General features: G+C 68.6%; 11 protein-coding genes. 7 read left to right on the forward strand and 4 right to left on the reverse strand.

Annotation, left to right across the window (positions count from 1 at the left end):
• Positions 1-23 precede the first annotated feature (23 nt).
• From ABZ319_RS04540 to ABZ319_RS04555, 4 genes are read right to left on the reverse strand one after another with little or no spacing between them, the layout of a single operon-like run.
• Positions 24-1,493, reverse strand: coding sequence for an FAD-dependent oxidoreductase (locus ABZ319_RS04540; protein WP_354984916.1), 1,470 nt, complete (start codon positions 1,491-1,493; stop codon positions 24-26).
• Positions 1,490-2,377, reverse strand: coding sequence for an NAD(P)-dependent oxidoreductase (locus ABZ319_RS04545; RefSeq protein WP_354984917.1), 888 nt, complete (start codon positions 2,375-2,377; stop codon positions 1,490-1,492). The genes ABZ319_RS04540 and ABZ319_RS04545 overlap by 4 nt, the downstream gene beginning before the upstream one ends.
• Complete coding sequence (locus ABZ319_RS04550) at positions 2,374-3,123, reverse strand: SDR family oxidoreductase (RefSeq protein ID WP_354984918.1); 750 nt, start codon at positions 3,121-3,123, stop codon at positions 2,374-2,376. The genes ABZ319_RS04545 and ABZ319_RS04550 overlap by 4 nt, the downstream gene beginning before the upstream one ends.
• Positions 3,124-3,156: 33 nt before the next feature.
• Positions 3,157-4,626 carry an aldehyde dehydrogenase gene (locus ABZ319_RS04555; RefSeq protein ID WP_354984919.1) on the reverse strand — a complete coding sequence of 490 codons (1,470 nt, stop codon included), beginning with the start codon at positions 4,624-4,626 and terminating at the stop codon, positions 3,157-3,159.
• A gap of 184 nt (positions 4,627-4,810) precedes the next feature.
• Here ABZ319_RS04555 and ABZ319_RS04560 point away from each other — a divergent pair, with 184 nt between their 5' ends.
• From ABZ319_RS04560 to ABZ319_RS04590, 7 genes are all read left to right on the forward strand, one after another.
• Positions 4,811-5,401, forward strand: coding sequence for a TetR family transcriptional regulator (locus ABZ319_RS04560; protein ID WP_354984920.1), 591 nt, complete (start codon positions 4,811-4,813; stop codon positions 5,399-5,401).
• Positions 5,402-5,537: 136 nt separating this feature from the next.
• Positions 5,538-6,890, forward strand: a complete 1,353-nt coding sequence (locus tag ABZ319_RS04565) for a cytochrome P450 (RefSeq protein WP_354984921.1) — start codon at positions 5,538-5,540, stop codon at positions 6,888-6,890.
• Between the two features lie 41 nt (positions 6,891-6,931).
• On the forward strand, positions 6,932-8,176 hold the full coding sequence (locus tag ABZ319_RS04570) for a cytochrome P450 (RefSeq protein ID WP_354984922.1): 1,245 nt from the start codon (positions 6,932-6,934) through the stop codon (positions 8,174-8,176).
• Positions 8,177-8,193: 17 nt separating this feature from the next.
• Positions 8,194-9,816: a GMC family oxidoreductase N-terminal domain-containing protein gene (locus tag ABZ319_RS04575; RefSeq protein WP_354984923.1), complete on the forward strand. Its 1,623-nt coding sequence runs from the start codon at positions 8,194-8,196 to the stop codon at positions 9,814-9,816.
• Positions 9,807-11,060, forward strand: a complete 1,254-nt coding sequence (locus ABZ319_RS04580; protein WP_354984924.1) for a glycosyltransferase family 4 protein — start codon at positions 9,807-9,809, stop codon at positions 11,058-11,060. Before ABZ319_RS04575 ends, ABZ319_RS04580 begins: the two co-directional genes overlap by 10 nt.
• A 34-nt stretch (positions 11,061-11,094) precedes the next feature.
• On the forward strand, positions 11,095-11,826 hold the full coding sequence (locus tag ABZ319_RS04585; RefSeq protein WP_354984925.1) for a class I SAM-dependent methyltransferase: 732 nt from the start codon (positions 11,095-11,097) through the stop codon (positions 11,824-11,826).
• Complete coding sequence (locus tag ABZ319_RS04590) at positions 11,813-12,826, forward strand: prenyltransferase (protein WP_354984926.1); 1,014 nt, start codon at positions 11,813-11,815, stop codon at positions 12,824-12,826. The genes ABZ319_RS04585 and ABZ319_RS04590 overlap by 14 nt, the downstream gene beginning before the upstream one ends.
• Positions 12,827-12,860: the final 34 nt, after the last annotated feature.

Here is a 12,860-nt window from a genome sequence, read left to right on the forward strand (position 1 = left end):
CTTTCGTGAGTGCGGTGCGGTGGTCACCGGGCGGCGGCGCGACCGGCGCGCCGGCCGTAGAAACTGCTGTCGCCCAGGGACGCGCCACTGGCGTAGCCGCCGGTGCAGATCCCCGCGGTGCAGCGCCCGGCGGCGTACAGGCCCGGAATCGGAGTGTTCGTCAGGTCCAGGACCTGCCCGTCGAGATCGGTGCGCAATCCGCCCAGGGGGAACCCGGCGGTGAACCCGCGCATGTCGAACGCGGCCACCGGGGATCCGATCGGGGTCAGCCATTCGGACTTCTTGCCCTGGACCGGATCGGCGCCCCCGGCGGCATGCTCGTTGTACGCGGACACGGTGTGCTGCAACGAATTCGCGGGCAACCCCATCTCGCCTTCGAGTTCGGCGACCGTCTCGGCGACCCAGGTCGGTTGCTGGCGGAAGAACGGGGTGGCCGTGGTGGTCTTCGATCCCGCGTCGTGCGCGGCCTCGTCGATGACCAGGAACGCCTTGTTGTCCTGCTCGATCAGGGCGGCCTGCCCGATCCGGCCCGGGTAGGTGTCCTCGGCGATGAACCGCTGCCCGTCCCCGTTCACCAGGATGCCGCGGGCCAGCAGTTGCGGGTCGCCGAAGAACGCGACCTCGGTGGCGTCCATGGCCTCCACCTGCGCGCCCACGGCCTGTGCGACGAGGATGCCGATGCCGTCATGTTCCTCGATCGCCGCGGCGGGCCGCCCGATCAGGCGCGGCGCGTGCGCGGCGACCATGTCCTCGTTGTAGGCGAAGCTGCCGGTGGCCAGCACGACGCCGCGCCGGGCGGCGACCGCCAGGTCCTGACCGTAGCGCCGGGCGGCGATGCCGGCCACGCGCCCGTCCTCGTCCAGGATCAGCCGCTGCAGGCGCAGGTCGTATTCGATGCGGACACCGAGCTTTTCGGCGGTCTCGACGAGCGGCTTCATCAGCATGTAGCCGCCGCCGCGCTCACCGGTGCGCTTGTTCTGCATCTGCGGAACGTGGCCGCGCGGGGCCGGGGGCACGAGGGTGTGGAAGGGCGCGGCGTTCTCGCCGCCGGAGTACATCAGGCCCTGGTCCTGCGGCGGCTCCCAGCCGGGCTCGCCCCAGAACTCCTCCTTGAAGTGGACGCCGCAGTCGGTGAGCCAGTGGTAGTGCTCGACGCTGCCGCGACAGTAGTCCGCGATGCGGACCGGGTCGGCCTGCTCGCCGACCGCGGCGAGCAGGAAGCTCTCCATCCGCTCGGGGCTGTCCTCGAATCCGAGTGCGCGCTGCAGCGGTGTGCCGCCGCCGAGGTAGACGAATCCGCCCGCCAGGGCCGCCGCGCCGCCCCAGCCGCCGGTGCGTTCGAGCACGAGCACGTCCGCCCCGGCGCGGGCGGCCTCGATGGCCGCGCACACCCCGGCAATGCCGTAGCCGGCGATGACGACGTCGGCGGTGGCGGCCCAGTCGGTGATGTCCGAACTGCGCAGTGGGTCGGCGGTTGTCGCGTCCGCGGTCATGAGTTCTCCGAGGTGAGTGCCGGCCTCGCGACGCCGAGTCCGGCGGCCAGGTTGTCCAGTGCGATCCGGGTCAGCGGCAGGTCGACCCCGAGGCGGTCGCCCAGATCCGCGGCCAGGGACAGATCCTTCTCTCCCAGGTTGCGGACGTGGCCCAGGATGGGGAACCAGAAGTCGTCGGGATCGATCGGTGCGGTGGTGTCGCGCAACATGATCGAGCCCGCACCGCCGGTGATGGCGTCGGAATGGCGCACGATCTTGCCCAGCGCCGAGAGATCGAGTCCGGCCGCCTCGGCCAGACGCTGCGCCTCGGTGGCCGCGGTGAACGACACGAAGTGCAGCAGGTTGCGGGCCAGTTTCATGCGCGTGCCCGTGCCGACCGGCCCGGTGTGCACGAGCCGATCGGAGAAGCAGGCGAACGGCTCTCGAATGGCGGCCAGGGCCGCATCGCTCCCGCCTGCCATGACGGCGAGGCTGCCGCGCTGCGCCGCGCCCGCGCCACCGCTGACCGGCGCGTCGACGAATTCCACCGCGTGCTCGGCGCACACCGCGGCCAGTTTCTCCGCGGTCTGATCGCTGATGGTCGAGTGCACCGCGATGACGGTGCCCGCCGCGGCGGTGCGCAGGATGCCCTGCGGACCGGTGAGGACCTCGGTGACCTGTGCGTCGTCGATGACGGTCACGCAGATCACCCGGGCGTGCTCGGCCAGTTCCGCCGGAGTGCTCGCGGCCCGCGCGCCGGCCTCGGTGAAGGGGGCGGTGGCCTCGGGGCGCACGTCGCAGACGGTCAGCCCGCCCGGCCAGGCCAGCAGCCGGGTGGCGATCGGAGCGCCCATATTGCCGAGGCCGATGAACCCGACCGGCGCGGGCGCCGATTCACTCGTCATCGAATGACCTGCCCGCCATCGATATTGAAGATCTGACCGGTCACCCACGACGCGTCATCCGACAGCAGATACAGGCACGCCCCCACCAGATCCTGCGGAGTACCCATCCGCTTGAGCGGCAACCGCTTGACCATGTCCTCCACGATCACATCCGGAGTCACATTCTTCGTCGCATCGGTATCGATCGGACCCGGCGCGATCGCGTTCACCCGAATGTTCGCCCCGCCCAACTCGGTAGCCAACTGCTGGGTCAGCCCGTTCACCCCGACCTTGGCCAACCCGTAGAAGCTCGAGTACGTCCACGCGGCAGTCGAGGACTGGTTCACGATCGAACCACCACCCGCCTTACGCATGTGCTTCCACACCGCCCGCGTCACGATGAGCGCGCCGTCCATGTTCACGCTCATGAACTTCTTGTAGTAATCCCAGTCGACACTGAGCAGCAGGTTCAGCTTCATATCGCCGTAGATCGCGGCGTTGTTCACCAGATGGTTGATCGCCCCGAATTCGGCGATCGTGAAATCGGCCAGGGCCGTTGCCGATTCGGCGTCCGAGACGTCCACGCGGTGGAAGACCGCCGTGCCGCCGTCGGCGACGATCTCCTTGGCGGTGGCTTCGCCGCGTTCGGCATTGAGGTCGGCGACAACGACATTCGCGCCTTCGGACGCGAGCGCCTTGGCGTAGCCCGCGCCGATGCCCTGTGCCGCGCCGGTGACGATCGCGGTGCGACCGGTGAATCGTGCCATGGTGAGTTCAGCTCCTCGTGTGGGAAGTGGATGTCAGGCGGGCGTGGCGACGAGCTTGGTCTCGAGGTATTCCTCGAAGCCCGCGACGCCCATTTCCCGGCCGATGCCGGAGTGCTTGTACCCGCCGAACGGGGCGTCGGCGTGGTACCAGAGACCGCCGTTCACGCTGAGCGTCCCGGTGCGCACGCCCGCGACGACGCGTTCGACGCGGTCGGGGTCCGCGCCCCAGACCGAACCCGACAGGCCGTACGGGGATTCGTTCGCCTGGCGGATGGCGTCGTCGTCGCCATCGTGGGCGATAATCACCAGGACGGGACCGAAGATCTCCTCCTGGGCGACGGTCGCGGTGTTGGGGAGGTCGGCGATGAGGGTGGGTTCGATGAAGAAGCCGCGCTCCTTGTCCCCGGGACGTCCGCCGCCGACCACGATTCGCCCGCCTTCCTCGCGCGCGATGTCGAGGTAGCGTTCGACGCGATCACGCTGGCGCTCGGAAATGACCGGGCCGCAGATCGTTCCGGGCTTGGTGGGGTCGCCCGCCCGCAGGTTGGCCAGCGCCTTGGCGGCGGCCTCGACCGCCGCGTCGTAGGAGGCACGGGGTACGAGCAGGCGGGTGGTCAGCGCGCAGCCCTGCCCGGCGTGCACGGCCACCGAGAACGCGGTGTAGCTGACCGCGCCGACGATGTCCGCGTCGTCCAGGACGATCGCGGCGGACTTGCCGCCGAGTTCGAGGAACGTGCGCTTGAGGGTGGCCGAGGCGCCGGCCATCACCGCGCGGCCGGTCTGGGTCGACCCGGTGAAGGTGATCATGTCCACGCGCGGGTCCGCCACCAGCTGCGCGCCGAGCTGGTGATCGTCGGAGGTGACGATGTTGATCACCCCGGCGGGGATGTCGGTGTGCTCGACGATGAGCGTGCCCAGCACGGCCGCGCACCACGGGGTGTCCGGGGCGGGCTTGAGCACCACGGTGTTTCCCGCCGCCAGGGCGGGTCCGATCTTCGCGAGGTTGATCTGGTGCGGGAAGTTCCACGGGGTGATGGCGCCGACCACCCCGACCGCTTCGCGCCGCACTACCCGCCGGCTGGTGATGCCCATCTGCACGGCCGTGCCGAGATCGGTTTCCCACGCGTAGGTTTCGGCCAGATCGGCGGCGAAGGACAGGTCGCCGATGGGGCCTTCGAGCTGGGGACCCGAGGTGAGCATGACGGGTGCGCCGACCTCGGCGATGGTGATCTCGCGCAGTTCTTCGACGTGTGCGCGCATCGCGTCGCGCAGCTGCCGCAGGCAGTTCGCGCGGAAGGCGTGGTTGCGGGACCAGTCGGTCTCGTCGAAGGCGGTGCGGGCCGCGGCGATCGCCGCGTCCAGGTCCGCGGCCGAGGCGTTGGCGGCGTGGCCCAGGACCTCTTCGGTCGCGGGGTTGACGGTCGCGAAGACACCCGCGCTGCCGGGCACCAGCTTGCCGCCGATCAGCAGGGGCGTGCCCTCGGAAGGGACGAGGCCGTTCATAGTCAGGCTCCGATGCATGTCTGGACAGGTGTTCGGAATATAGTTCGGATATTCGCTCGGACGCAAGACCACAAGTTCGGCAGCCGACGGGCGATACCCGGATTTCCGCTCAACATGACTGGAAGACACCGGCATTCGACGACGCCATTGTCGCGGCCATCCTGCGGTGATACTGTCCAGACACATGTCCGAACTGACATCCACCAACATCGAGGCGACTCGGCGAAGACTCACCGAGAAGCAGGCCGACACCGTCGAACGCCTGGTCGCGGCCGCCGTCGATGTCGTCGGCCGGGAGGCCTACTCCGGCACCACCGTTCGCCTGGTGGCGGCGGCCGCGGGTGTCGGCACCGCCACCGCGTACACCTACTTCTCCTCCAAGGAACACCTGATCACCGAGGTGTTCTGGCGACGGCTGATCGCCACCCCGGCCCCGGACACCACCGGCGCCGATCCGGCCACCCGCGTGGTCGCGGTGCTACGCCAGGTGTCGATGCTGGTGGCCGACGAGCCGGCGCTGGCCAGCGCGGTCAGCAGTTCACTACTGGGCGACGACCCCGACGTGCAGCACCTGCGCGTGCGCATCGGGCGCGAGATTCACGGACGCATCACCGGCGCACTGGGATTCGAGGATCCCGCGGGCGTCGCGATGCTCGAACTGCTCTACTCCGGCGCTCTACTGCGGGCCGGGATGGGCCTGCTGTCGTACCAGGAGGTGGCGGACCTGCTCGAAGCCTCCGTGCGACGCGTCCTGGCCGCACACGACCCCCGCTGATCACCAAGCACCGCAACGTATTTCACAGCAGTTCCCGGAGACCGTCCCGCACACCTTGTCGCGCATCCATAACCGTAGTACTGTCCGGACACATGTCCATTCTCTGTCTGGACATTCGTTCCGGGAAGGATTTGCAATGACGCTGGTCAAACCGCAGCGCGTGTCCGGAGGCCACGACGAGCACGGGCACCTGCAGGAGTTCCGCACCGACCCCATCGCGCTGATGCAGCGCGTGCGCACCGAGTGCGGTGATGTCGGATCGTTCGAACTCGCGGGGCGCGATGTCATCCTGCTGTCGGGCGCCGAAGCCAACGAGTTCTTCTTCCGCGCCAGCGACGAGGACCTCGATCAGGGCGCGGCCTATCCGTTCATGAAGCCGATCTTCGGTGAGGGCGTCGTGTTCGACGCACCGCCCGAGCGCCGCAAGGAGATGCTGCACAACCAGGCCCTGCGCGCGGACCACATGCGCGGGCACGCGGCCACCATCGCGCACGAGGTGGACCAGATGCTCGCGCGCTGGGGCGACGAGGGCGAGATCGATCTGCTCGAATTCTTCGCCGAGCTGACCATCTACACCTCCTCGTCCTGCCTGATCGGGGTGAAGTTCCGCAATCAGCTCGACGGGCGCTTCGCGCACCTCTACCACGAGCTCGAACAGGGCACCGACGCGCTGGCCTACGTCGATCCCTACGCGCCGATCGACAGCTTCCGCCGCCGCGACGAAGCCCGCGTCGCGCTCGTGGAACTAGTGCAGGGGATCATGGATCAGCGCGAGGCGAACCCGCCCACCGGCAAGGACGAGCGCGACATGCTCGACGTGCTGATCTCGGTCCGCGACGAGAACGGCGTACCGCGCTTCTCCGCCAGCGAGATCACCGGCATCTTCATCTCGATGATGTTCGCCGGGCACCACACCACCTCGGGCACCGCGGCCTGGACGATCATCGAGCTGCTGCGCAACCCCGAGACCCTCGCCGCGGTCGTGTCCGAGCTGGACGAGCTGTACGCCGACGGCTCCGAGGTGAGCCACAACGCGCTGCGCCAGATCCCGAATCTCGAGGCCACGCTCAAGGAGACCCTGCGGCTGCATCCGCCGCTGATCATCCTGATGCGCATCGCACGGGACGAATTCGAGGTGTGCGGAAATCGGATCGCCCCCGGTGACATGGTCGCCGCGACCCCGGCGATCTCCAACCGGATCCCCGAGGACTTCCCCGAGGCGGATCGCTTCGATCCCACCCGCTACCTCGATCCCCGCCAGGAAGACATCGTCAACCGCTGGAACTGGATCCCCTTCGGCGCGGGCCGGCACCGCTGCGTCGGCGCTCCGTTCGCGCTCATGCAGCTCAAGGCCATCTTCTCGATTCTGCTGCGGGACTGGGAATTCGAGCTTGCCCAGCCGTCGGACACCTACCGCAACGACCACTCGAAGATGGTCGTGCAGTTGCAGCAGCCCTGTCGCGTGCGCTACCGCCGCCGGCAGCGCTGATCACCCGGTCCACAACGACGTCGGCCTATCTGGAGGTAGCTGTGTCGGCCCCATCCATCCCCACCGGATTCGATTTCACCGATCCCGAGCTCTGGGCAACCCGTAACCCCGTCCGCGAATTCGCCGAACTGCGCCGCACCTCGCCGGTGTGGTGGAACGCCCAGACCGACGAGCAGTCCGGCGGGTTCCACGACGGCGGGTTCTGGGTCGTCTCCAAACACGAAGACATCAAAGAGATCTCGCGCAGCCACGAGCTGTACTCCGCCCAGCTCAAGGGCGCGGTGATCCGGCTGCCCGGCCAGGTCACCATCGAACAGATCGAGTTGACCGGCGCGCTGCTGGTCAACATGGATCCGCCCAAGCACACCAAGATCCGGCGCATCATCTCCAAGGGCTTCAGCCCGCGCGCGGTCGAGGGCCTGCGGGCCGCGTTGAGCGAGCGCGCGACCGCGATCGTGGCCGCGGCCAAGAACGAGGGCGGCGGTGATTTCGTCGAGCAGGTGGCGGCCGAGCTGCCGTTGCAGGCCATCGCCGAGTTGCTGGGCATTCCGCAGGCCGATCGCGGCAAGCTCTTCGAGTGGTCGAACCAGATGCTCAACTACGACGACCCCGAGTACGGCGACACCGCCACCACCGACTCGAGCACCAATGCCTCGGTCGAAATCCTGGGCTATTCCTGGAATCTGGCCGAGCAGCGGCGCGCGGACCCGCTCGATGACATCGTCAGCCGGCTGGTGCACGCCGATGTGGACGGGGAATCGCTCGGCTCGGACGAGTTCGGGTTCTTCGTCATCCTGCTCGCGGTGGCGGGCAACGAGACCACGCGCAATGCCATCACGCACGGGATGAAGGCGTTCATCGATCACCCCGAGCAGTGGGAGCTGTTCAAACGCGAACGCCCGCGCACCGCCGCCGACGAGATCATCCGCTGGGCGACCCCGGTGACCGCGTTCCAGCGCACCGCCACCCAGGACACCGAGCTCGGCGGGCAGCAGATCAAGGCCGGTCAGCGCCTCGGATTGTTCTACAGCTCGGCCAATTTCGACGAGGACGTGTTCGAGAAGCCGTTCGAGTTCGACATTCTGCGCGATCCCAATCCGCACCTGGCCTTCGGCGGCACCGGTGCGCACTACTGCGTCGGGGCGAATCTGGCCCGGCTCGAAATCGATCTGATGTTCAACGCGCTCGCCGACGCGATGCCCGATCTGTCCCAGGTGAGCGAGCCCGAACGCCTGCGCAACGGCTGGATCAACGGCATCAAGCACTGGCAAGTGCGGTACGAGTAGAGACGAACGGTACGAGCATGAAGGAAGCCGACTACATCGTCGTGGGCGCGGGCAGCGCGGGTGCGGTGGTCGCGAGCCGCCTCGCAGAGCACGGCGCCGAGGTGATCCTGCTGGAGGCGGGGCGGGCCGATGACACCCGCCTGGTCAGCAGTCCCGGCCTGATCACCATGGTGCACACCATTCCCCCGCTCAAGTCACGGGTGTGCTGGAAGCAGTACTCGGTCCCGCAGTCGCACGCCAACGGCCGCCGCATCCCGATGACCCGCGGGAAGGTGCTCGGCGGCTCGAGCTCGGTCAACGGCATGCTGTTCGTGCGCGGCAATCGAGCCAATTTCGATTCCTGGGCCGGGGCGGGCAACAAGGGCTGGAGTTACGCCGACGTGCTGCCGGCCTACCGGCGGCTGGAGAACTGGGAGGGCGGCGCCGACGAGTACCGCGGGACCGGTGGGCCGATCGAGGTCACCCGGCAGCGGGAGCTGACCCCGATCACCGAGGAGTTCATGGTCGCGGCGTCCGAGACGCTCGGCGCGCCGATCATCGAGGACTACAACGGGGAGAGCCAGGAGGGGGTGTCGGTCTTCCAGCAGAGTGTGCGAAACGGATTGCGCTACAGCTCCTCTCGCGGCTACCTCACCGATCGGCCGAATCCGCGCCTGCGGGTGCTCACCCACTCTCACGCCACCCGCGTGGTGATCGAGAACGGCCGGGCGGTGGGGGTGGAGATCGCCGGCCGGTCCGGGGAGCGCGAGATCCTGCGGGCCGGAAAGGAAGTCGTCGTGTCCTGCGGTGTGATCGGTTCACCGCAGCTGCTGATGCTGTCCGGAATCGGGCCCGCGTCGCACCTGGGTGATCTCGGCATCGCGGTGCACGCCGATCTGCCGGTCGGGCAGAACCTGCACGACCACGTGTTCGTGCCGATGACCTTCGTCTCGAAAAAGGCGGTGCACCGCGGGATTCCGACCTATTTCGCGAAGGCGCTGGCCCGGGAGTTCCGGCGTCCGGGCAGTTCCTGGATGGGGCGCACGGTGTTCGAGGCGGTGGGCTTCGTCAAGACGCGGTTCGCACAGGGCGCGCATCCGGATCTGCAGATCCACAGTCTGCCGTGGAGCTATCCGACGCCCAACCAGGACGCGGACAAGATGTACCTGGTCGAGCGGCGGCCCGCGCTCACGGTGATGCCGAGCCTGATCTATCCCGAGAGCCGGGGCGAGGTCCGTCTGGCCTCGGCCGATCCGTTCGCCGCGCCGCTGATCGATCCGGGTTATCTGAGCGATCCCCGGGACATCGACTTCCTGGTCGAGGGCATGCGCACCGTGCGAGAAATCATGGCGCACAGTGCGATCGCGGGCGACATCGACGAGGAATACTCCCCCGGCCCGTCGTTCGCCGACGCCGCCGGGCTGCGGCGGGCCCTGCCCGATCGCGCGCATTCGATCTATCACCCGGTCGGCTCCTGCCGGATGGGCGTGGACGAGCGGGCCGTGGTCGATCCCACGCTCGAGGTGCGCGGGATCGAGGGCCTGCGCGTGGCCGACGCCTCGATCATGCCCAGCATCACCGGCGGCAACACCAACGCGCCCGCGCTGATGATCGGCGAGAAGTGCGCCGAACTGCTGATCGAGGAGGGCGCGTGCGCATAGCGCTGCTGTCCTACCGCAGCAAGACGCACTGCGGCGGACAGGGCGTGTACGTCCGGTATCTGAGCCGCGGGCTCGCCGAACTCGGGCATCGGGTCGAGGTGTTCTCCGGTCAGCCCTATCCGGAGGACCTCGACCCCCGGGTGCGGCTCACCGAGGTGCCGAGTCTGGACCTGTACCGCGACGACGATCCGTTCCGGACCCCGCATCCGCGGGAGATCCGGGACCGGATCGACCTGCTCGAGCTGGGCACGATGTGGACCGCCGGCTTCCCCGAGCCGCGCACCTTCAGTTTGCGAGCGGCGCGGTTGTTGCGTTCGCGGACAGCCGATTTCGACGTGGTACACGATAACCAGTGCCTGGGTTACGGCTTGCTCGATATCGCGCGCACGCTACCGGTGGTCGCCACCGTCCACCATCCCATCACTCGGGACCGCGCCCTGGATCTCGCGGCCGCGCCGTGGCGGCGCAAACCGTTCGTCCACCGCTGGTACGGATTTCTGGGCATGCAGGCGCGGGTGGTGCGGCAGATTCCGGATCTGATCACCGTGTCTTCGTCCTCGGCGGACGATATCGCCGAGGACTTCGGAGTCTCGCCGCGGCAACTGCACACGATTCCCCTCGGAGTGGACACCGAGCTGTTCCGACCGCGCGATGCGCCCCGGGCGCCGGGTCGGATCGTGGCGGTCGCCAGCGCGGACAAGCCGCTCAAGGGCATCGCGCATCTACTGGAAGCCGTTGCCCGGCTGCGGCATTCGCACGAAATAGAGCTGCGGCTGGTGGCCCGGCTCGAACCGAACGGGCCGACCGAGAAGCTCATCGCCGATCTGGGCCTGGCCGATATCGTGACCGCGGTCGACGGGCTCACCGACGAACAGCTCGCCGAACTGCTCGCCTCGGCGCGGATCGCGTGCATTCCCTCGCTGTACGAAGGGTTCTCGCTGCCCGCGGTGGAAGCCATGGCCAGCGGGACACCGCTGGTTGCCAGCCGGGCCGGGGCGCTGCCCGAGGTCACCGGATCCTGCGCCGAGCTGGTCGCCCCGGGTGACGCCGACGCGCTGACCGGCACCCTCGACGCGCTGCTGCGCGACCCGGATCGCCTGCACCGCATGGGAATCGCCGGACGCCGGCGCGCGCTTGAGGTGTACAGCTGGTCCGCGGTCGCGACCCGGACGGTCGCGGTGTACGAGCGCGCGATCGCCCGCCGGGAGCACCGGAATCCCGCGGCCACCGGAACCACCCGGTGATCCGGACAGTGCTTTTCGCCAGACAGGAGATCTCATGCTGACCGTGGATTTCGATCGACTCGGGATCGGGCCCGAGGTGCGGGTCATCGATGTCGGCTGCGGAGCGGGCAGGCACTCGTTCGAGGCCTACCGGCGCGGAGCCGACGTGGTGGCATTCGACCAGAACACCGGTGACCTAACCGATGTGGCCGTCATGTTCGAGGCCATGGCCGCGGCGGGCGAGGCTCCGGGCTACGCGAAAGCGCAGACGGTTGCCGGTGACGCACTGGATCTGCCTTACGGTGACGGTGAATTCGACGTGGTCATCGCCTCGGAGATCCTCGAGCACGTCCCGGCAGACGCCCGCGCCATCGCCGAATTGACGCGCGTGCTCAAACCCGGTGGCGTACTGGCGATCACGGTGCCCCGGTGGCTGCCCGAGCGGATCTGCTGGGCGTTGTCGGACGAGTACCACGCCAACGAGGGCGGGCACGTGCGGATCTACCGGGCGTCGGAGTTGCGGGACAAGGTCGTCGCACACGGTGTGCACTACCGGCATCGCGAGTTCGCGCACGCCCTGCACGCCCCCTTCTGGTGGCTCAAATGCGCGGTCGGGGTCTCGAAGGAACAGCATCGCCTGGTCACCCTGTATCACCGGATGCTGGTGTGGGACATGATGTCCGCGCCGCGCCTGACCCGCACGGCCGAGCGACTGCTGAACCCGGTCATCGGCAAGAGCGTGGCCCTGTACTTCACCAAACCGGCGGTCGCCCGTGACGCCCGGTGAGCTACCGGCGGTTCCCGGGATACTGACGAGCGCCGACATCCGCCGCACGGGCGAATCCATCGCCGCCGCACAGGAACCCGACGGTGCGCTGCCGTGGTTCACCGGCGGGCACACCGATCCGTGGGACCACATCGAGTCGGCCATGGGCCTGACGGTGGCGGGCCTGTGGGACGAGGCGCGTGATGCCTACCTGTGGTCCGCCAAAACCCAGCGCCCCGACGGGTCCTGGCCCGCTCAGGTGCGCCGGGGACTGATCGAGAACGCCGACAGCGACACCAATTTCTGCGCGTACCTGGCAACCGGGATCCTGCATTTCGCGACGGTCACCGGTGATCTCGGCTTCGCCGCGAGCCTGTGGCCGGCGGTCCGCTCGGGCATCGACTTCGTCCTGGGCCAGCAGGGTCCGCACGGTGAGATCTACTGGTCCACCGGCAGTCCCGGGGAAGCGCTGTTGACCGGGTGTTCGAGCATCCACCACAGTCTGGGCTGTGCGGTTGGCCTGGCCGAGCAGCTCGGGGACCCGCGGCCGGAGTGGGCTGCCGCGCGGCGGCTGCTGGGCGACGCCCTCCGCCATCGCCCGGAGCTCTTCCTGGACAAATCCCGCTACTCGATGGATTGGTACTACCCGATTCTCGGCGGCGCGCTCCGCGGCCCGGAGGCCACCGCCCGCATCGAACGGCACCGGGACGAGTTCATGGTCCCCGGCCTCGGCATCCGCTGTGTGTCGGACGCGCCCTGGGTGACCGGCGCCGAGACCTGCGAACTGGTCCTGGCCCTCGAGGCCAACGGCGACCACGACACCGCCACGCGCCTGTTCGGCGAGATCCAGCATCTGCGCGAATCCGACGGCTCCTATTGGACCGGAATGGTTTTCACCGACGGGAAGCGCTGGCCCGAGGAGCGAACCACCTGGACCGCGGCGGCGGTGATCCTGGCCGCGGACGCCCTCTCCCGCACCACGGCGGGCAACGGCATCTTCCGCGATTCGCCCGAGGACTGAGAACCGCGGGGGGGCGACCCACGGTGAGGCCCCC

Source organism: Nocardia sp. NPDC005978 (genome assembly GCF_040614455.1).
GTDB lineage: Bacteria > Actinomycetota > Actinomycetes > Mycobacteriales > Mycobacteriaceae > Nocardia.